A 21,132-nucleotide genomic window follows, 5' to 3' on the forward strand; every position below is an offset into this window, starting at 1 on the left:
CTTCACGGTTTCTCCTGATCTGTCTTTTCAAGTTCTTCAAGTAGATGGTTGTGTTCGCCGAGTCCCGGCGTGCGGCCGATATTGCCGGGCCGAACGCCGCCAAACGATATCGGCAGGCCGACGACCGTCGCCGAGCCATCCGACGTGCGCTTGAGGATATCGAGCGCCTGGGTCTGTTCGTGGACGACCACCTGATCGATGGTCTGGATCGGACCAGAGGGGATGCCGGCTGCGTCGAGCGTATCGAGCCAGTAAGACGACGGCTTCGCGCGAAAAGCCTGTTGCAGCAACTCGATCAACGCGTCACGATTGCTCACCCGCGCGCCGTTGGTCATGAAACGGGCATCGTCGGCGAGCGCGGCAATCCCGAGCACCGCGCAGAGCTTGCGGAACAGGCCGTCATTGCCGGCCGCGACCATGATGGTGGCGTCGGCGCATTCGAACGCCTGGTGCGGCACGATGGCGGCCGTGCCGGAACCCCATCGTCCGGGCAGAACACCGGACGCAAGGTAGTCGGCAATCTGCACGCCGCCCCAGCTGATCGCCGTTTCGTATAACGAAACATCGACGAGTTCGCCCGAGCCGCTCACCTGCCGCCGGAACAGCGCGGCTAGTACGCCGATCGCGGCCCAAAGGCCGGTGCCCATGTCGTTGACCGACACCGGTATGCGGCTCAGTGGTTCGCCGGGGCCGCCGAGGAAACTCATCAGGCCGCCGAGCGCCTGGACGAGCGGGTCATAGCCGGGCTTGTCCCGCAGCGGACCCGTCGTGCCGAAAGCGCCGAGGTTGCAGTAGACGAGCGACGGTTTATCGGCCATGAGTTGCGCCGCGCCGAGGCCATACTTTTCGACACCGCCTGCTTTCAGGTTCTGCAGCACGACATCGGCACGCCGTTCAATCAGCGCCTTCAGCAGGCTCACTTCCTCAGGGTTGCCGAACGACATCGAGATGCTCGACTTGCCGTGGTTGATCGCGTGGAAGAGCGCGGCGGCGCCGTCGATGAAAGGCGGCCCCCAGTCGCGCGCATAGTCGCCTTTGCCGGCATTCTCGATCTTGATCACTTCGGCCCCGAGCGAACCCAGGATCATGCCCGCATAGGGCGCGGCGAGGCTATGGCCGATCTCGACCACGCAGATGCCGGCCAGCGGCAGGGGCGTGCGCTGCGTCGTTTGCACGGTCGCGTCCTCACTCATGCGCGATGGCCGGTTCTGGCGTCTCGTCGAGTTCCACGCGATACAGCCGGCGCGCGGCATCGGCGCTGATGTAGCCGTCGGCGATATCGCCGAGGACACGTTCGCGCTCGCGTTCGAGCGGGTCGCCGTAGCCGCCGCTGCCCGCGGGCTGGACGATCACGCGTTCCCCGCGGCGCACAACTGTCTGGCCGCCTTTCGCCGCCACGACCGTCGCGGTGCCGTCGGGCTTTTCCACGCTGCAAAGAAACGGTGTTCCCGACAGGCCGCCGAAGTGGCCTTCGGGTGCGGAACGCCCGCGCTCGCCGGAGACCGTGAACGTGGCTTCGTCATAGTCGACCCGATACACCCGGCGCGATGTCAGTCCGCCCCGATACCGCCCCGCGCCGCCGGTGTCCGGCACGAGGGTCCATTCTTCGAGCAACAGCGGTGAACTGCGTTCGATCATCTCGACCGACTGGCTGCCCGCATTGCCCACATACACGCGAATGCCGCTCACGCCGTCCTTGTCCGCACGCGCGCCCATGCCACCGGCGTGAACATCGTGCATCGTGACGAAGGCCTGTCCGGTCTGCTCGACGCGGGCGGCGTTCGTATCGCGGCCGCTGAAAATGCCCGCGCAAGAGGCGCAGTTGCTCTGCCCGACAATGCGTTCCGGAATGGCCGACGCGAGCGCTTTCAACAGCAGGTCGATCACGCGCGGCGAGGTTTCGGTGTTGCCCGACACCACGGACGCGGGATACTGGCAGTTCAGCACGCTGCCTTCCGGCGCAATGATGGTGACCGGCCGATAGCAGCCCTGGTTGATCGGAATGCTGATGTCGGTGATCGCCTTGACGGTGAACCAGGTGCTGTTGCACGTGACCGACAGCGGGCAGTTGATGCCCCCGCGCACCTGCGCGCCGGTACCTGTGTAGTCGAACGTCATGTGGTCATCAGCCACCGTGATCTTGACTTTCAATAACGGGCGTTCCTGCTTCCAGCCATACGCTTCGATAGGATCGAGATATTCCTCAGCCTCGTAGGTTCCATTCGGAATCCTTCCGATTGCCGAACGGATCAGCTTCTCGGAATGATCGAGACTCTGGCTCATCGCGGCGCGCAGATCGGCCACGCCGTACTTTTCGACGAGATCCACCAGGCGGCGTTCGCCCACGAACGTGCCCGCGTATTGCGCCTGGATATCGAGCAGCAGTTCATGCGAATTGCGGCTGTTGCGGCTCAGGATTTCCAGTACGTCGCGCACCGGCTTGTCGTCGCGGTAAAGCCGCACCGGCGGAATCCGGATGCCTTCGGCGAACACGTCCCAGGTCGTAACGGTATAACTGCCCGGCGATTGCCCGCCGATATCCGTCCAGTGGCCACGCGTCATGACGAACGCAACAATCTCATCGCCGACGAACACCGGCCGCGTGAACTGCACGTCCGGCTGATGATTGCCGCCGCCCACGTACGCGTCATTGCTCACGATCACGTCGCCCGGACGCAAGTTCTCCCGGCCGATGGCTTCAACGGACACGCGCGTCGAGATGACGGCTGAGCCGAGCATGGTCGGAATGTCATTGCCTTGCGCGACAAGTTGCATCTCGGCGTCGAAGATCGCGGCGGAAGAATCGCCGCTTGCGTGCATGAGCGGGCTGCCCGCGGTGCGCATCATCGCAATCTTCATTTCACGCGCAATCGCAAAGAGACTGCTGCGAATAATTTCGTAGGTAACGATATCCATAATCAGGCCGCCAGTTCAATCACAAGGTTCAGGGCTTCATCGACAACGGCGTTTTGCGCCGCTTTCAGCACGGAGCAACTGCTGTGCTCCTCGATGACAGCGGGCCCCTCGACGCGCGTGCCGACCGCCAGCGCGCTGCGTTGATACACGGGAAGGGTATGCATGGCGCCATCGAAATAGACGGAGCGTGTTGCTTTGGACGCGCGCGCCGATGCCGATGGTGTCACGGCAGCCGATTGCGCCACGCCGCCGCGCCAGCCGGTCGGCGTGACGATTTGCAGCCGCAGGTTCGCGACCACGATGGGTTTATCGGCGCTCACGAAATTCCACAGGCGCTGGTGGGCCGCCTCGAAGCTGCTTGCGAGCGACTGGCACAAGCCGTCCTCGTGGCCCTGCACCTCGACGGTAATGACGTCGGGCTGCCCCGCATAGCGGCAATCCGCAAGCCGGACGATATGCGCGCTTTCAGGATCGACATCAAGCCGGCGAAGCTCGGTTGCGCCCAGGTTGAGAAGTTCGGCGAACTGCGAGAAAAGCCCGGCGTCGTCGAGATGATCGAGATCCCGTTCCACTGGCCGCTGGTAGTCGTATTGCTGGTCCGCGACCGTCATGCCGAACGCACTGAACAAGCCCGGCAGCGGTGGAATCACCACGCGGCGAATCCCCATCTGCTGCGCGAGATCCAGCGCGTGAACCGGGCCTGCGCCGCCGTAGCAAATATAGGAGAACTCGCGCGGATCGTAGCCGCGCTCGACCGTCATGATTCGAATGGCCTGCGCCATCAATGCGTTGGCTACCGAGCGCACGGTCTGGGCCGCCTCGAGCACGCTCATGCCGAGCGGCTTCGCCACGCGCTCTTCCACCACGCGATGCGCGGCCTCGGCATCGAGCTTGAATTCGCCGCCGAGGAAACTGTCCGGATCGATATAACCAAGCACGAGATTGCAGTCCGTCACGGTGGCGCGCTGGCCGCCGCGGCCGTAGCAGGCCGGTCCCGGATCGGCGCCCGCGCTCTCCGGTCCGATACGCACGCCGCCGCCCGCATCGATCCATACGATCGAGCCGCCGCCTGCGCCGACCGAGTCGATATCGATACTCGGGCTTCGCACGGCGTAGGTGTGCAAGAGGCTCTTGTTGCGCAGTTCAGGACGGAATTCGCGGATGAGCGAGACATCGAATGTGGTGCCGCCCATGTCGCCGAGAATGGCGTTGCGCAGGCCGCTTTTTTCGCAACTGCGGATGGCCGCGCTGACGCCGCCCGCCGGGCCCGATTCAAGCAGTACGATAGGACGATCCGCTACAACGGCCGTGCTCGCGAGACCGCCGTTCGACTGCATGAAGAGGAGCTTGCCGTTAAAACCAAGCTCGGCAAGGCCGTGGCCAAGGCGCTCGATATACCGTCCGCAAACGGGGCCGAGCATCGCGTTGATGACGGTTGAACTCGTGCGTTCGTACTCCATCACCTCGGGGTTGACGTCGTGCGATGCACAGATGAACCGGTCGGGCAGCAAGCGGCGCAAGATCTCGACGGTCTCGCGTTCATGCTGAGGATTGACATGGGCATGCAGGAACGAAACCGCGACCGCTTCCACGTCGGAAGACCGGATCAAGGCCGCCAGGTCGTGCAATTCGCTACGCTGCAGCGGCGCTTCAATGCGCCCGTCGAAGGTCATGCGCTCGGTGACCTCGAGCCGCCAGCGGCGCTCCACCAGCGGACGCGGGTTATCGAACAGCAGGTCATAGAGATCGGCCCGGTCGTGGCGCGATACACGCCGCAATTCGAGGATGTCGCGAAAGCCGCGCGTGGTAATCAACGCGGTCTTGGCGCCGGTTCCTTCGACCACCATGTTGGTGGCCATGGTCGTGCCATGGCCGAGAAACGATACGTCCGCGCTCGTCGAGCCCGATATCTCCAGGATGCGCCGGTAGCCTTCCATTGCGCCGACAACCCGGTCCTTGGGCGTGGTCGGCACCTTGGTCGACCAGACCTGACCGCTTGCATCGTCCACCATGACGACGTCGGTGAACGTGCCTCCCACGTCGATTCCAATTCTTCTCACGCTGCTCATCTCCACGGTCTCTGGGTTTCATGGCGCGGCATTGATCAGCTATGATCGGACGCCCGCCGCATGCTCTGCTAGTGAATGAATGAGTGTAGTGATGCAGGAGGGTGCACAGATAATGAAACCTTCCGATCACGTGAGACTGTGGAGTTATATCGGTGATAACCAGTATCGACGCAATTCTCAGGCGCTTGCGCGGCAGCCATGTCGCGCTCCTGATCGCGCTCGACGATCACGGCTCGTTGCGTCGCGCCGCGCAGCAGGTGTCGCTTTCGCAACCGGCCACGACCAAGTCGCTGCGGGAAATAGAATCGATGTTCGGCACGGAACTGTTCGCGCGTTCGCCGCGCGGCATCGTGGCGAACGAACTTGGACGCTGCGTGATCCGCCACGCGCGTACCTTGCGCGCGGACGTCGGCGCGCTGCGCGACGAGCTGGCCGCGATCATGCGGGGCAGGGGCGGCACGCTTGCCATCGGGGCCGTGATGGGCGCGGTGCCAGGCTGGCTCACGCCGACGCTCAAGGCGCTGCGCGAAGTGGAACCGGATGTCGCGGTGGAAGTGTGGGAGGACAACAGCGCGCGGCTGCTTTCCATGCTGGACCAGCGTACGCTCGACCTGGTACTGGGACGGCCAAGCGTCAGCGTTCATCCGGAGGCTTACGACTTCATTCCGCTTGCCGTGGAAGAGATGTGCATTGTCGTGGACGGGGCGCATGAACTCGCCCGCAAGCCGGACGTCAGCTTGCTCGACATCGCGACGAATCCATGGATCGTGCCGCAGGCGCACTTGCCGCTGCGCTCGTTGCTGGAGCAGGTGTTCGAGGACGAGGGCCTGCCGTTTCCCGCTTACGCGACCGAAACCTCGTCCACGTTCGCCACGCTTGCGCTGCTGCGTTCCGGCGATGGCGCCGTCGGCCTCATCCCCATGATCGTCGCGCAATATTTCGCGGAGGGCGGGTTGATCGGCATCCTGCCGATCAAGATCACGCGCACCGGCGCGCCTTACGGTATTGCTACACGCCGGGGCGCAACGCTCACCCGGCCGGTCCAGATGTTCATCGACCTTTGCCGCAGCCGGGCCGAAAACGCCACCCCCTGACGCGTCCGCCATGCGCAGCTGAGCGCATAGTCGAATACTTTTCCCTGCTCTCATGCCCGCGCCCCGGTCCCGAGGCATCGGCGTGCGGCCGCTTGCAACCCGGCCGCACGCGCTTTTCCCCTCGCTCCCGCCCCGCTGTTTTCCCATTCGCCGATTCCCGGATACACCCGCTCAGGGCAAACCCCTAACGCGGCATCGATTGTGTATTTGCATTATATTTATATAAAATATAATTTATGGGTCTCGATGCCGGTCGAGATTTCGTATGGCGTCGCGTATTCAAGTATCCGACTATTCATGATCATTCGCTGGCATCCGCTGCCGGGCTTAAAACGGCATCCGACCTGAGAGCGAGCTCATTCCTAGAAAAACCAACAGCATTCAGGAGACATTCGTGCAGCCCACCGATCCTGTAACACTTGCATCACCCACCTCTGTTTCCGGCGACCATGCGCAAGTCTATGGCCGCATTGCGCGCCGCTTGCTGCCCTTGCTTTTGATCTGCTATGTCGCGTGTTACCTGGATCGGGTGAACGTCGGATTCGCGAAGCTGCAGATGGCGGCTGACCTGGGCTTCAGCGACACCGTCTATGGACTTGGCGCGGGGATGTTCTTTATCGGCTACCTCGCGTTCGAAATGCCGAGCAACATGATCCTGTATCGGGTAGGAGCGCGCCTGTGGCTGGCGCGAATCATGATTACGTGGGCGCTGGTGTCCGCCGCGACGCTCTTCGTGCATACGCCGACCATGTTCTATGTCATGCGTTTCCTGCTCGGCATCGCGGAAGCCGGCTTCTTTCCGGGTGTGGTGCTGTATCTGACCCAGTGGTTCCCTTCGGAGCAACGCGGCAAGGTCATCACCCTGTTCATGATCGGCATACCCATTGCCGGTGTGCTCGGCGGTCCGGTATCGGGATGGATCATGGAGCATATGAGAGGGACGGGTGGCCTGGCCTCATGGCAGTGGCTGTTTCTGCTTGAGTCATTGCCGTCCATCGTTCTTGGGTTCGTGCTGTTCTTCTTCTTGCCAAATAACCTGGCCGACGTCAAATGGATGACCTCGGATGAGAAACAGTACGTCCGCTCGCAACTTGCGAACGAACGGCGAGGGAAGGCCGACGCGTCCTTCACGCAGATGCTGCTGGACCGGCGCGTGTGGATATGCGTGGCGATCAACTTCTGCAATGCGATGGGACAGTACGGCATCGGTTTTTGGCTGCCCACGCTGGTACAGAAAATGGGCATCCACGATAACTTCGAGATCGGCTACCTGAGCGCGATTCCTTATGCAGTTGCCGTGGTCGCGATGGTGCTGGTCAGCCGAAGCGGCGACCGCCTGCGAGAACGGCGCTGGCACGTGGCTGGCCCCGCACTGGTCGGTACGCTGGGTTTTGTTCTGAGTACCTTGCTGGTCGATCAACCGTCGTTCGCCATTGCTGCGCTGACGCTCGCGACCGCTGGCGTGATGACAACGCTGCCGCTTTTCTGGTGCCTCCCGACAGCGTTCCTGAAAGACGCATCGGGCGCGGCCGGTATCGGGTTGATCAATTCCGTGGGCGGCCTGGCGGGATTCGCGAGTCCGTTCCTGACAGGACGGCTCAATGATGTGACGCACGACGCGCGCTACGGCGTCTGGATGCTGGCCGCGTGGCTGGTTCTGAGCGCCTTCCTGATTCTTTCCATCCCGGCAAAACTGGTGAACCGATAACGGCATACACCCGTCGCGCGTTACCGGCGCACGTCACCCGCGGCCACTGACAGGTCCCATGCCGAGACGCAAACCATGCGACCGCGAAGCTCAGGTGAGCCGGCCTCCGACCGACTGTATCGACCTTGATGATGCTTGCAGCGTTTCGCCGCCAGGGCCCGCGCTCCCCCATGCGCTGAAGTCCCGCGTGCTCAAACTGTCGCTTGACAAAGGCCGACGAGACATAGAATATAAAAAATAAAAAATATTTCTGTCATGGCCGATGATATAAATACAGGCGCGTTCGTACCGGATGCACACGCCGGAGAATGCGCTCGGGGTCACAGGAAAACAGGTGCAAGCCGGCTTCAGCCGGGCATCACGACGTAGTGAGCGACAAGACACACGCGTCGCGCAATCGTGGTCAGGCCGGCATCTCGATCGAGCGGCGACGCTCGCAACATTTGGATGAACCGCGGTAAGAAAAGATTCAGGAGACTGACTTGAACGTTCAGAAGATTGGCAACGTAGCAATCCATAAAGTCGATGAGATTGCGCGGATGGCGCTGGAAGCAAAGTGGCTGTTTCCATCGATTGACGAAGAGCTTGTCGCAGCGCATCGGCACACGCTCGGTCCGCTGCTCGTGGAACCCGGGTCCACGAGGCTGTACATGAGCTTTCATAGCTATGTCATCCGCACCCGGCATCACACCATCCTGGTCGATGCCTGTAACGGCAACCACAAGCAGCGTCCCTCGATGCCGGCCTGGAACGACCTCGATACGCCGTATCTCGCCAACCTCGCCGCTATCGGCGTGCGGCCTGAAGACATCGACATCGTGTTGTGCACGCATTTGCATGCGGATCACGTTGGCTGGAACACACGCCTTCAGAATGGCAAATGGGTGCCGACGTTCCCGAACGCGCGCTACCTGATGGCGCGCGTGGAATACGAGCACCTGTTGAAGCAGAAACATGCCGATCCGCACACGCCGGTCAATCGCGGCTCATTCGACGACAGCGTCCTGCCGGTTGTCGAGCACGGCCGCGCGGACATGGTCGAGTTGGACCACATGGTCGAGCGCGAACTGGGCGAGAACATCTGGTTGTCTCCGGCATGCGGCCACACACCGGGCCATGTGTTCGTCAATGTGGGCGAGCATGGCCGCGAACGCGCCGTGTTCACAGGCGACGTCATTCATCACCCGATCCAGTTCATCGATACGAGCGTCGCCAACCTGGCGGACTTCAACCCGCAGCAAGCGCGGGACACGCGCCTGGGGCTCATGCGCCGTTACGCCGATACCGACACGCTTGTCATGACAGGACACTTTCCTTCGCCGACCGCGGGCCGCATCGTGAGTCATGGTGATCAGTTCCGCTTCGCGTTCAAGGAAGACTGACGCCCGGGCAAAAACCGCGCAATGGAGCAGGGGGCTTTCGTTGCCGGTTGAAGTAATCGCATCTCGGGCGGGTAGTTAGCTGCCCGGACAATTCCAACTGGAGACATGTATGAGCAAGAGGAAGTTTGGGGCGATCGCGACACGCGCGTTGTGCGCGGGTGCTTTGTGCGCAATCGCATTGTCGGCCCATGCGCAGGAAGTGATGAAGATTGGCGTGATTGCTTCGCTGTCCGGAGGCGGCACTGCCTGGGGCCTCGGGCTCGAGCGGGGCGTACAGATCGCGGCTGACCAGATCAACGAACAGGGCGGTTTGAAGCTCGCGGGCAAGACCTACAAGCTGGAGGTGATCCCCTACGACGACCAGTACAACGCGGCGCAGGCGAAGACGGCCGCTGACCGGCTCGTCAATCGCGACGAAGTGAAGGTTATTTTTGGCCCGGTCGGCTCACCCGGCGCAATGGGCTCGCTGCCGGTCACGCAACCGGCGAAGGTAATTCAGTTCGTCGACGGTTATGCCCCCGCGATCCTGAAGAACGAGTGGCAGGGCGCGTACGTATTTCGTATCAACAACAGCACCCTCGAATTCTCCGAACCCATCGTTGCGTGGTTGAAGAAGACTTATCCGAATGCGAAAAAGGTCGGCATGATTGCGCCGAACGACGCGACGGGGCAGGCGGGCGTGCCGATCCTGGCGACGGCCTACAAGAACCAGGGGTTCACTGTATGGACCGAGAACTATGAGCGGGGAACGAAGGAGTTCACGCCGCTGGTGCTGCGCATGATGGCGCAGAACGTCGATGTATTCGATCTCAACGCGAACGCGCCGGGCGAAGCCGGGCTCCTCGTCAAGCAGGCGCGCCAGGTTGGCTACAAAGGGCTGATCGTGCAGTCGGGCGGGGCCGGTATTGATGAGCTGATCGCTATTGCGGGGCCGCTTGCCAACAACATGCTGAAGTACGACGTCATTGACGAATCCTTGCCACGTGTCCAGCCGTTCGTGGCGCTTTATCACAAGAAGTACACCGGTGTGATGAACGGGCTCGCACCGGTCTACTACAACGCCGCGAACATCTACTTCGAAGCAATGCGCCGCGCCGATTCCACCGACACAACCAAGATTCGCGACCAGATCGAAAAGCTGGGCGGAAACTATGACGCACCGATTTTCGGCAAGGTGGTGTGGACCGGCGAGAAGAACTACGGCGTGAATCACCAGCTTCTGCATACGTTCGTGATCAAGGAAGTGCAGAACGGCAAAGCAACGGTGAAAGCGGTGATCACGCCCTAACGGCAGCCCGGCAGCCCCGGATTGCCCACGGTCGATGCCCGCGCTCCACGCGCGGATTCGGCTGCTGCGGTAATCGGTGAAAAGCGATTCAGGAGCGTTCATGTTTTCTTTTTCTGTTTTAGCGCAAGTGTTTGTGGACGGCATAGGCCTGAGCGCGATCTATATTCTGATCGCGCTCGGGTTCACCTTGCTGTTCGGCATCATGCGTGTCGTGAATTTTGCGCATGGAGCATTTGCGATGCTGGGGGGCTATGCGCTCTATTACCTTTACGGCAATCTCGGATTGCCGTACCTGGTCGCGGCGCCGCTCGCCGCGTTCGTTGTTGCCACGGGAGCGCTCGTGCTTGAGCGGCTCGTATACCGGTTTTTCTATCAGAAGATGTTCCAGAGCATGATCGGGCTGCTCGGGCTCGACATGGCGATCACGTACCTCGCGGTCATTGCGTGGAATGCCGAGGAGCGTTCGGTGCCGCCGAGCACGGACGCGCTGATGCAAGCGGGCACTCTCGTGTTTCCCGCGCAAAAGCTGATCATTGCCGGGATCGCGGCCGTGGCGCTGCTGGCGTTCTATCTGTTCACGCATTACTCCCGGTACGGGCTCGCCATGCGCGCGGCATCGCAGGATGTCGACATTGCCGAGGCGCAAGGCGTCAACAGCAAGTCTATTTATCGGCTCGCGTTCTTCATTGCAATTTTCATGGCGGCGCTCGCCGGCGGCTTCTATGCGCAGACCTATGCGCTCTCGCCGTTCGCCGGTGAGCCACAGTTGATGATCGCCTTCGTGGTCGTGATCCTGGGCGGCATGGGCAGTATTCCAGGGGTGGCGCTGGGCGGCTTGCTGCTCGGTTTCGCCAATAGTTTCCTCGGGACGTTCTACGGCAGCGCGACATCGGTTTTCGTGTCGTTCGGGGCGGTCATCCTGTTGTTGATCGTGCGGCCCTGGGGCCTGTTAGGAGCGAGGGAAGCATGAGCAAACCATCGACTATCGATTCCGGCGCATTGCATCAAGGCGTGAGGCCGCGCAGGCTCGGTGAACAGCCGGTGCGCCGCTGGCTCACGCATCCGGGTGTGCTTGCGATCATTGTGCTGGCGCTGATTGCATTGCCGCTGGTGTTCACGAACAAGTTCATCCTGTCCGTTGCGGTGACCACCTTCATCACGGCGATTGCCGCAGCGTCCTTGCACCTGATCGTGCGGACGGGTCACGTCTCGCTTGGGCATGCGGCGTTCATGGGCATTGGCGCTTACGTATCGGCGATTGCGACCATGCAGTTGAACCTCGCATTTCCGCTGGCCCTCGCGCTCGGTTTTCTCGCGCCTGCCGTGATTGCATTGCTGATTGGCCCGGTCGTGCTGCGCCTGACCGGCAAGTACTTCGTGCTGGTTACATTCCTGCTCGGTGAAATTGTCAGGACCGTGTTCGTCAACTGGTCGAGCGTGACGGGCGGATCGAGCGGCATATCGGGCGTGCCCTCGCCGAGTCCGCTGTTTGCGCAGCCGGTACCGTTCTATTATCTCGCGCTTGCGTTCGTGGTCGTGATCCTGGCGTTCATCGCACGGCTGCTGACTTCAGAGATTGGCCGCACGATCGAATCGATCCGCGAAAGCGAGGCGCTTGCGCGCTGTTCCGGTGTGCCGGTCCTGCGCACGAAAGTGGTCATCTTCATGCTGGGCTGCGGACTGGCCGGCGTGGCCGGTGCGCTGCAAGGGCACTTCGTCCACTACATCGATCCAACGTCGTTCTCGATGGACCAGTCGCTCAATCTCGTGGTCATCAATGTGGTCGGCGGCATGTACACGCTGATCGGGCCGATTGTCGGCACGTTGTTCATCGTCCTGCTGCCTGAGTTTCTGCGTGGTTATGTGGAACTTCAGCATGTGTTCTTCGGCATCGTGCTGATTCTCGTCATGGCGTTTTTCTCGGGAGGCATTGCGGATATCGGCACGTTGTTCAGGCGGCTCTCGCAAGAGCGCGGCGCGAGGAGGGGAACGCAATGACCCATCTGCTCGATATCGACAAGCTCACCCGGCACTTCGGCGGCTTGGCCGCCGTATCCGACCTGACCTTTCACGTCGATGAAAACGAAATCCTCGGCATCATTGGACCCAACGGCGCAGGCAAGACGACGGCCATCAATCTGGTGAGCGGCGTGATCCGGCCGAGCAGCGGTCACGTACGGGTCGCGGGCGAAGACGTGACCGGGCTGCTGCCCCACGTGCTGGCCCGCAAGGGGCTCGTCCGCACCTTCCAGTCGACGACGGTGTACGGCGAGCGCACGGTCCGCGAGAACGCGATGCGTGGTGCGTATCTCGGCATGTATCCGGGCGCTGTTGCGGCGTTCCTGAATACCGCGCGTGCGCGTCGGCTAAGGGAAGAATCCGTGCGTCGCGTGAATGAATTGCTGGAATGGCTCAATCTCGCCGATGTCGCCCATCTCAAGGCGGGCAGTCTTCCGTACGGACATCAGAAGACGCTCGGCATGGTCATCTCGCTGGCGGCGCAACCGCGCATCATCATGCTCGATGAGCCCGTCGCCGGCCTGAGCGCCGAGGAAGCCGATCACGTGCGCGACACCATTCTGAAAATTCGCGAGCGCGGCATCACGGTCGTTGTCATTGATCACAACATGCGTTTCATGAAGGGACTCTGCGACCGCGTCATGGTGATGAACCAGGGACACGAGTTGACAACGGGCTTGCCGCTCGAGGTGCTTGCGAATCCGCTGGTCATCGAAGCGTATCTTGGGAGGGGTCATGCCGCAGCTCATAGTATCTGATTTGAACGTGCGCTATGGCCGTGTGATCGGCACGCAGGACGTGTCGTTTTCCGTGGACGAGGGCGAGATCTTCGCGCTTGTCGGCAGCAACGGCGCGGGCAAGAGCAGTGCGATCAAGGCCATCATTGGAATGGCGCATTACAGCAGCGGCAAGATCACGTTCGAAGGCGAGGACCTGGCTGGACTGAAGACCAGTGAAATCGTCCGCCGTGGCATTGCGCTGTCGCCGGAGGGGCGGCGCGTCTTCCCGCAATTGACGGTGGAGGAGAACTTGCGCATGGGCGCATTCACGCGTGCACGCGATGAGTCCCAGGTGCGCATGCAACAGATCTACCGCTATTTTCCGCGCTTGAAGGAACGCGTGAAGCAGCACGCCAGCAACCTGAGTGGTGGCGAGCAGCAGATGCTCGCTATCGGCCGGGCGCTCATGTCGCGGCCAAAACTGTTCTTGCTCGACGAGCCGTCGCTTGGGCTTGCGCCGATCATTGTCGAGCGTATTGGTGACGTACTCGACGAGATCCGCCGTGAAGAGAAGCTCACGGTGATTCTCGCCGAGCAGAACGCGCACTGGGCGATGCACCTTGCGTCGAGAGCGACGATCTTCGAGCTGGGCCGCTCGGTGAATACCGGGCAGACCGAGGCGTTGCTCCAAGATCCTGCCGTGCGTAACGCTTATCTCGGCGTGTGACGCGGTACCCGGTGCATCACGGCATCACACTTCAAGCCCCGCTCTTTTGCATACGATGCGACAGGCCGCAACGGCCTCCAAGGAAACGATGAAGAAGATACTGAATCAACCGGACGATTACGTCGACGAGACACTCGACGGAATGTGCGCAGCGCATCCCGATGTGTACCGGCGCACGGGTGAAAGCGGTCGCGTCATCATGCGCGCCGAGCCTGGTTTTGACGGCAAGGTCGGCGTGGTATCCGGCGGCGGCTCGGGACATCTGCCCTTGTTCACCGGCTACGTGAGCCCGGGCCTGCTCGACGCATGCGCGGTCGGCAACGTCTTCGCGGGGCCGGCGATTGGCGATTGTATCGACGCAATGCGCGCAGCCGATCACGGCGCGGGCGTGCTGCGCCTGTATGGAAACTACGGCGGCGACCGGATGAACTTCGACATGGCGGGTGAGCTGACCGAGCTTGATGGCATGCGAAGTGCGACCGTGCTGGTTGCCGACGACGTCGCCAGCGCGAGCCATGAAGAGCGCGCGAAGCGGCGCGGCGTGGCGGGTGTGGTCTATGCGTACAAGATCGCGGGTGCGAAAGCGGAAGAGCGGGGCGCATCGCTGGAGGACGTCACGCGCGTGGCCCGTAAAGCCGTCGATGCCTGCGCTTCGATCGGCGTGGCGCTCACGCCTTGCATCGTCCCTGAAGCCGGTGTACCGAGCTTCACGATCGGCGACAACGAGATCGAGATGGGCATGGGCATTCACGGTGAGCCGGGCATCTGGCGGGGTGAACTGAAGACGGCCGATACGCTTGCTGCCGAGATGCTCGAGCGCGTGTTGAGCGACCTTGGCATTGGCACAGGCGAGCGCGTTTCGGTGATGGTCAACTCGCTGGGCGCAACGCCTTATGAGGAACTTTATATTCTTTATCGCGCGGTCGCCCGGGAGCTTGCGGCCAACGGCGTGAGCATTGTTGCGCCGCTGGTTGGCCGCTATGCGACATCGATGGAAATGACCGGCGCGTCGCTCACGCTGCAACGGCTCGACGGCGAACTCGAGGCATTGTTGCGCGCGCCGGCGAATTGTCCATTCTGGAGATCGTGAGCATGCCGATAACCGTAGGTGCAACCGATCATGCGCTGCGTCGTTGGGCCGATGCAATGGACAGCGCCGCGCCGGAACTGAACCGGCTTGACGGCCAGCTCGGCGACGGCGATCTGGGCGTGACGCTCGTCAAGTCTGCGGCGGCTGTGCGCACGGCGCTCGATGCGGGGCCGTATGCCGACCTTGGGCAGCTCTTCAAGGCTTGCGCGATGGGGTGTGCGCGCGCATCAGGTTCAAGCTTCGGGACGCTGTTGACCTTGACGTTCATGACGCTCGCGAAGCGGCTCGAGGGTTGTGCGACGCTTGAGTGGAATGCATTGCCGGCTGAGCTACAGGCGTCGCTTGATGCAATGTCGCAGCGTGGTGGTGCGAAGCTCGGCGACAAGACTGTGCTCGACACGCTGGCAGCGGCGAGGGACGCGATTGAGGGGTTATCGGATCCGAAGGCGCAGCATGCAGCGGCGAGTGCGGCGGTGGATGCGGCCATCGAGAATTTCCGGACGCGGCCAAACCGAATTGGGCGGGCGCGGATGTTCGCACAAAAATCCATCGGTCTGGATGATCCGGGCATGATCGCGTTTCGGTATATGGTGGCGAGTTTTTCGGAGGGGTAGGAGGGCGGGGTTTCGTTCGCACTGGGGATTGGGCGGGGGTAGGGGCTATGTTCGGGGGTTTGGTTATTGGGGGGGTAGCGGTCGGGGTCTATGCCGGGGTGGTCGGTTCTGGGGTTAGTGGTCGGGGTCAATGCCGGGTTGCTGCTTTCGGCGTTAGCGGCTTGCATGAGTCGGATTTTCTCTTTATCACTATTAGCCACTGTGCGTGGCGGCACGTCGTTTCTTTGTCCAAAGCGACAAAGAAACGAAGCAAAGAAAACGCTTTTAAACCACGCTACCCTAAGTGTCCACAGCGTGCAGTTTTCATTCATAGGTGCCCCAAAAGCACGGTGCTCGCCAGAGCGAAGAATGTGTGAACCCCTCCTTCTCCGAACACGGATACCCACACGCTTCGCCACCAGTGATTGAACCTGCCCAAGGGGCACCCCGCGCTATCCGCGTGAACCAGCCACCGAATTTGTACGCATAACGAACCACGTAGCCAACCCGCCAAGAAACAACGCTGCAGAATGCGTAAGGCCGTAACCGACGAAAATAGCTGTACAGAATGCGCAGCCAATTCACAAAAACTGAAGCAGTAAACACAAACACGCATGAAGCTGTGGCCTATGAATACGCTCGCACAGACCAAGTAGCTAACCTGTCAAAAAACCGCAGCCGTAAATATCTGTAAGGCCGTGCGGGTTCATTGGCAATTGTGCTTGCCCGAGAGCGTACGGGGCGAAGCGTGTTCGTGTCAGGATTCGCGAGAAGGAGGGGTTCATACATCCGGCGCTCTGGCGAGCACCGTGCTTTTGGGGCACCTATGAATGAAAACTGCACGCTGTGGACACTTAGGGTAGCGTGGTTTAAAAGCGTTTTCTTTGCTTCGTTTCTTTGTCGCTTTGGACAAAGAAATGACGTGCCGCCACGCACAGTGGCTAATAGTGATAAAGAGAAAATCCGAGTCAGGCAGACCACCACGGCCGAAAGCACCAACCCGGCATAGACCCCGACCACTAACCCCAGAACCGACCGCCCCGGCACTGCCCCCGACTAACCCCGGAACCGCCTCCGTCCCTCCAACGACCAAACCCCGCCCGCACCAGAAAACCCCAAGTGCGAACGAAACCCAAATCAAGGTCGCTGCGCGCCACTCTGCCCCACATACACCGCCATCAACGACGAAGCCGTCGTCACGAACAGCCGATTTCGCTTCGGACCGCCGAAGGTCAGGTTAGTCGCGACCTCAGGCAAATGGATCTTGCCGATCAACTCGCCATCGGCTGCATAGCAATGCACACCATCGCCGGCTGTCGTCCAGATATTACCTTCAGTATCAACACGAAAACCGTCCGCCACACCCGGCGAGATAGTCGCAAACACACGTTGATCGCCAAGCCGGTGCCCATCGATCACGTCATACGCGACAATATGATGCGGTCCCGACGGATCGTGAGAAACCCCTGAATCCGCGATATACAAAATGGTCTCATCGGGCGAAAAGGCAAGCCCGTTCGGCTTCACCAGCGCGCCCGTTGCAATCGACATTTCTCCGTTGCGCGGATCAAGCCGATACACATTGTTCGCCCCGATCTCACTTTTCGCCTTATGACCGGTGTAGTCACTAAGGATGCCGTAGTCCGGATCGCTGAACCAGATCGTGTCATCGGACTTCACGACAATATCATTCGGTGAATTGAGCCGCTTGCCTTCGAATCGATCGGCAAGCACGGTGATCGTTCCGTCGACTTCAGTACGGGTCACACGGCGCCCGCCACTCTCGCAGGTAATCAGTCGTCCTTGACGATCGCGAGTATTGCCGTTGGCATGATTGCACGGGCTGCGATAAACCGTCGCCGGCGCACCTTCCACCCAACGCATGATACGATCGTTTGGAATGTCGCTCCACAGCAGGTAATCGCCGTCGGCGAAATAAACAGGACCTTCCGGCCAGCGCATGCCTGTATGCAGCACTTCAATGCGTGCGTTCGCAACCAGGCTCGTGCGAAAACGCGCGTAGTTGATGATTTCGAATTCCGGGCTCACAACGTGTCTCCATAAAAAATGAATGCGGGCGATGGGTTGCGCCGGAACGCCCGCGGGCTTGCAATCATTCGGTTGCGGTTTTCGAATTCCACGTGGCGACAGGAATCGTCGGCATGTTGAAAATCTCGCTGGTGCGCACGTAGTGATGGCCATGCATGCGCCCGACAAGCTGTAGCCGCGGGGTATCGATCAAACATCGCCCGGCGTCCAGCACAGCGTGATCGCTGATGTGCATGGCGAGCACTTCGCCAATGATCAGCGAGCGGCGTGTGCCCAGCGGAACGATCTGCATCAACTCGCATTCGAACGAGACGCTGCTTTGCGCAATCCGCGGCGTGCGAATCAGCGTAGAAGGCGCCGGCGTCAGACCCGCCGCGACGAATTCATCGACCTCCGGCCCGAATTCGATCGCGGTGATGTTCATGCGCTCGACCGTATCGTCGCTCACGAGATTGACGACGAACTCGTTTTGCAAGCGCACGTTTTCGCCAGTGTCTTTGCGATCGATATCGGAACGATGGTTGATGGCGAAGCCGAGCGTCGCCGGATCTTCGGCGAAGACATTGAAGAACGAGAACGGCGCGGCATTGGGCTGGCCGTTTGCATCCATGGTCGACACCCAGGCAATAGGGCGAGGCGTGACCGTCGACGACAGCAGCTTGTAACGCTCATGCGGGGTATGTTTCGCGAAATCGAAGTACATGACGATCCTGTTGATAAATGAATAGCCGACAGCGGCGCACCGCGCCACGGCCCTTGCATCAAGACGCGTGGCAAGCTCATGGCGGCGACATGTATCCGCATGTAGCGCTTCAGATCACGCCTTCTTCGCGCAATCCTTCAATCTGCGATTTCGAGAACCCCAGCCACTGTTCGAGGATGTGCTCGTTGTCTTCGCCATAACACGGCGCACCACGGTCGATCACGCCGCCGCTGTAGGCGGGCGTCGCGCTCATCTTCACGGGGAATTCCGCGACCGGCCAGCGGCCGATGCGCGTGCCGGTGACTTCAGTCAGCCATTCGAGCGACGCCAGTTGCGGGTCGCTGTCGCACCGGTCGCCTGCCGTCTGGCACACGCCTGCCGGCACGCCGGCGCGCTGCAACCGTTCCATGCCGGCGTAGGCGTCCTGTGTCGATGACCACGCGTTGACAAGCGCATCAAGCGCATCCTGGTTCGCGAGCCGCAACTCGAGTGTCGCGAAGCACGGATCCGACTTCAGGGCGGACAACTCCGTGACGTCGGCGAAAGCGCGCCATTGGGTATCGTCGAAACACGCGATGCTCAGCCACCGGTCGTCGCCCGCGCATCGATACGCGCCGTGCGGCGCAGCGGGCTTGTAGGGCGAGCGGTTGCCATAACGCGACCAGACGCGGCCGTTCGCGGACCAGTCGAGCACGGCCGTTGCCGTCTGGAAAATGCCGGACTCGCATTGCGATGAATCGATCCACTGTCCTTCGCCCGTCTGCTCGCGGTGATAAAGCGCACCGAGCGCGGCGAGCGCGAACCCATATGCGCCGATCCAGTCGAGATATGAATATCCCCAGCCGGCTGGCGGCGCCGGATCGGGCAGGCCGGACATTTCCGTGCTGCCGACAAACGACGCCGCCACCGGCCCAACCGTGCGGAATCGTCCGTACTTGCCGATCGCGCCCATGCCGGCCTGCTGCACATAGATGATGTCCGGACGGATCGACTTGAGTACGTCGTAGCCAAGTCCGAGCCGCTGCAACACGCCCGGCGAAAATCCTTCGGCGACAATATCCGACATCCGGATAAGGTCCTTGGCAATAGAAAGTCCTTTAGGATGCCGAATGTTAAGAGACATCCCGAGTTTGCCAGCGTTCTTGTTGTTGAACTGGCCACCCATGTCGGAATCGGTGACGGCTTGCATCGGTCCGGTCGCTTTCATGCGCGCCTCGCGGCCGCCGACGGGCGCCATTGCGCCAAGCCGCGTGTCGGGATTCTCTTTCCACTCGACCTTGATGCTTTCCGCACCCAACGAATTCAGGAACCGCGTGCCGCCCGCCGATGCCAGGAACCACGAAAAGTCGAAGATCCGGACTCCTTGCAGCGGGAACGGTTTGCCGCGCGTGGAGAGCGCCGGCGCACGGGCTTGGGCGGGAACGCGGGCTGTGGTTGTCGTGGCCTGCGCGGGACGTGCAAGACTTCTTACAAGACTTTTATCGCCGTTGTGCTCGCCGAGCAGGGGCGCGCGGGTACCCGGTTGCCACGCCGTGGCGGTGCCCATCCATTTGCTGGTCGGGTATTGAAAGATGCGGCCCAGCTCGGGATGCTCGACGTCCGAAAACGTGGAACGCATGAGCCAGTGCTCGTCCTGCGCGTTCTCGTGCGGCTTGCGCACCGGCGCCCACAGCAACCCGGCGTCCTGCGCTTCGCGCCAGGGCAGATGCGCGTAGTCATACGACGCGACAAAGCGCTGGATCACCTCCAGCATGTGCTCGGTTTCCTTGTCGAGCCGTGCCGAACCGGGAGTGTCGCGCGCGGAAAGATCGCTATCGAGGGTTGGTGGGCGCAGGTCTTCCGCCCGGTCGTAGTGCTGGAGGAACGGCACGAGCCGGGCCTTGTCGCGCGCCGATACACCCCACGTCATGTTCCATCGGTTATCGGCCGTGCGGCTGATGTTGAGCATGCTGTTCGTTGCTTCCGCCGCATGACGCGCGGTCTGGCGCATCAGCGGCGCGCGGCGCATCACCCACGACATCAGGTCCAGTTCCGTATTGATCGCAACGGCCTGATGGATCGCACACGAGAGATCCTGTCCTTCACCCGTTAGCTTGCGATGCAGCAGCGCTGCAACGATCGCCACCGCGGTCTGATCGCCGGCGATGTGATACGCGTGCCACACCTGCGGCGCAATGGGCGGCCTGGCATAGCTGCCGTCCGGTTCCGGATCGTATCCGCAATTCATCATGACGCCGCCAAGCGCGAGATGAATCAGGTCGGACGCCTGGTAGTCCTTCCATGGGCCGCTGTCGCCGAACGGCGTAATGCGCGCGACGATGAGACCCGGAAATCGTTCTGTCAGCGGCTGATCGAGTCGCAACTCGCGCGCAAGGCGGCCGCAACTGCTGTCGAGCAGAATGTCAGCGTTCCCAAGGAGGTTTAGAAACTGTTCACGTCCATCCGCGGCTGCGGTATCGATGACAACCGACTTCTTGCCGCGGTTATAGGCCCAGTAAAACAACGAGCGTTCGGGACCGGGCTCGTCTTCGAAGAACGGCCCGATCTTGCGCGTCGGGCTGCCTTCTGGCGGTTCGATCTTGATGACTTCGGCACCCAGGCCGGCTAACACGAGTCCGCAGTATTCGCCCAGTTCATCGGCGACTTCGATCACGCGCAACCCAGCCAGCATGCCGGGCAGGGTCTTTTGATCGGGCATCAGCGAGCTCGGGGCAGCGGAGGTGCTGGAAGTGGGATGCGACATGATTTCCTTATATTGAAAGGACCAGACCAGCG

General features: G+C 61.4%; 16 protein-coding genes. 10 read left to right on the forward strand and 6 right to left on the reverse strand.

Going from position 1 to position 21,132, the window contains the following annotated elements; genetic code table 11:
• Nucleotides 1-2: 2 nt before the first annotated feature.
• From ACSQ8V_RS23635 to ACSQ8V_RS23645, 3 genes are read right to left on the reverse strand one after another with little or no spacing between them, the layout of a single operon-like run.
• Nucleotides 3-1,193, reverse strand: a complete 1,191-nt coding sequence (locus ACSQ8V_RS23635; RefSeq protein ID WP_436207341.1) for a CaiB/BaiF CoA transferase family protein — start codon at nt 1,191-1,193, stop codon at nt 3-5.
• Nucleotides 1,186-2,916 carry a hydantoinase B/oxoprolinase family protein gene (locus ACSQ8V_RS23640; RefSeq protein WP_436207342.1) on the reverse strand — a complete coding sequence of 577 codons (1,731 nt, stop codon included), beginning with the start codon at nt 2,914-2,916 and terminating at the stop codon, nt 1,186-1,188. Before ACSQ8V_RS23640 ends, ACSQ8V_RS23635 begins: the two co-directional genes overlap by 8 nt.
• A 2-nt stretch (nt 2,917-2,918) precedes the next feature.
• The gene (locus ACSQ8V_RS23645) at nt 2,919-4,976 is read right to left on the reverse strand and encodes a hydantoinase/oxoprolinase family protein (RefSeq protein WP_436207343.1); all 2,058 of its coding nucleotides are present in this window, start codon (nt 4,974-4,976) and stop codon (nt 2,919-2,921) included.
• A 161-nt stretch (nt 4,977-5,137) separates the two neighbouring features.
• On the opposite strand from ACSQ8V_RS23645, the gene ACSQ8V_RS23650 reads away from it, so the two are divergent.
• The 10 genes from ACSQ8V_RS23650 to ACSQ8V_RS23695 all read left to right on the forward strand — a co-directional run bounded on the left by ACSQ8V_RS23650 (nt 5,138) and on the right by ACSQ8V_RS23695 (nt 15,626).
• Nucleotides 5,138-6,079 (forward strand): LysR family transcriptional regulator, encoded by a 942-nt coding sequence (locus ACSQ8V_RS23650; RefSeq protein ID WP_213766399.1) that lies wholly within the window; start codon nt 5,138-5,140, stop codon nt 6,077-6,079.
• 394 nt (nt 6,080-6,473) lie between these two features.
• Complete coding sequence (locus ACSQ8V_RS23655; protein ID WP_436207344.1) at nt 6,474-7,787, forward strand: MFS transporter; 1,314 nt, start codon at nt 6,474-6,476, stop codon at nt 7,785-7,787.
• A 482-nt stretch (nt 7,788-8,269) separates the two neighbouring features.
• The gene (locus ACSQ8V_RS23660) at nt 8,270-9,169 is read left to right on the forward strand and encodes an MBL fold metallo-hydrolase (protein WP_213766401.1); all 900 of its coding nucleotides are present in this window, start codon (nt 8,270-8,272) and stop codon (nt 9,167-9,169) included.
• A gap of 109 nt (nt 9,170-9,278) precedes the next feature.
• Nucleotides 9,279-10,457: an ABC transporter substrate-binding protein gene (locus ACSQ8V_RS23665; protein WP_213766402.1), complete on the forward strand. Its 1,179-nt coding sequence runs from the start codon at nt 9,279-9,281 to the stop codon at nt 10,455-10,457.
• A 100-nt stretch (nt 10,458-10,557) separates the two neighbouring features.
• The gene (locus ACSQ8V_RS23670) at nt 10,558-11,427 is read left to right on the forward strand and encodes a branched-chain amino acid ABC transporter permease (protein WP_213766403.1); all 870 of its coding nucleotides are present in this window, start codon (nt 10,558-10,560) and stop codon (nt 11,425-11,427) included.
• On the forward strand, nt 11,424-12,455 hold the full coding sequence (locus ACSQ8V_RS23675) for a branched-chain amino acid ABC transporter permease (protein WP_213766405.1): 1,032 nt from the start codon (nt 11,424-11,426) through the stop codon (nt 12,453-12,455). The genes ACSQ8V_RS23670 and ACSQ8V_RS23675 overlap by 4 nt, the downstream gene beginning before the upstream one ends.
• Entirely contained in the window at nt 12,452-13,234 is a 783-nt protein-coding gene (locus tag ACSQ8V_RS23680; protein WP_213766457.1) for an ABC transporter ATP-binding protein, read from the forward strand. The genes ACSQ8V_RS23675 and ACSQ8V_RS23680 overlap by 4 nt, the downstream gene beginning before the upstream one ends.
• Nucleotides 13,212-13,922 (forward strand): ABC transporter ATP-binding protein, encoded by a 711-nt coding sequence (locus tag ACSQ8V_RS23685; protein ID WP_213766406.1) that lies wholly within the window; start codon nt 13,212-13,214, stop codon nt 13,920-13,922. Before ACSQ8V_RS23680 ends, ACSQ8V_RS23685 begins: the two co-directional genes overlap by 23 nt.
• A gap of 88 nt (nt 13,923-14,010) precedes the next feature.
• Nucleotides 14,011-15,012 carry a dihydroxyacetone kinase subunit DhaK gene (locus tag ACSQ8V_RS23690; RefSeq protein WP_436207345.1) on the forward strand — a complete coding sequence of 334 codons (1,002 nt, stop codon included), beginning with the start codon at nt 14,011-14,013 and terminating at the stop codon, nt 15,010-15,012.
• Between the two features lie 2 nt (nt 15,013-15,014).
• Complete coding sequence (locus tag ACSQ8V_RS23695; protein WP_436183929.1) at nt 15,015-15,626, forward strand: dihydroxyacetone kinase subunit L; 612 nt, start codon at nt 15,015-15,017, stop codon at nt 15,624-15,626.
• 1,116 nt (nt 15,627-16,742) lie between these two features.
• On the opposite strand, the gene ACSQ8V_RS23700 is transcribed toward ACSQ8V_RS23695, so the two are convergent.
• From ACSQ8V_RS23700 to ACSQ8V_RS23710, 3 genes are all read right to left on the reverse strand, one after another.
• Nucleotides 16,743-17,654, reverse strand: coding sequence for an SMP-30/gluconolactonase/LRE family protein (locus tag ACSQ8V_RS23700; RefSeq protein WP_213766410.1), 912 nt, complete (start codon nt 17,652-17,654; stop codon nt 16,743-16,745).
• Nucleotides 17,655-17,718: 64 nt separating this feature from the next.
• Complete coding sequence (locus ACSQ8V_RS23705) at nt 17,719-18,357, reverse strand: flavin reductase family protein (protein WP_436183931.1); 639 nt, start codon at nt 18,355-18,357, stop codon at nt 17,719-17,721.
• A gap of 109 nt (nt 18,358-18,466) precedes the next feature.
• Nucleotides 18,467-21,100: a CoA transferase gene (locus ACSQ8V_RS23710; RefSeq protein ID WP_436207346.1), complete on the reverse strand. Its 2,634-nt coding sequence runs from the start codon at nt 21,098-21,100 to the stop codon at nt 18,467-18,469.
• Nucleotides 21,101-21,132: the final 32 nt, after the last annotated feature.

Source organism: Caballeronia sp. LjRoot31, assembly GCF_964253885.1.
Taxonomy (GTDB): domain Bacteria; phylum Pseudomonadota; class Gammaproteobacteria; order Burkholderiales; family Burkholderiaceae; genus Caballeronia.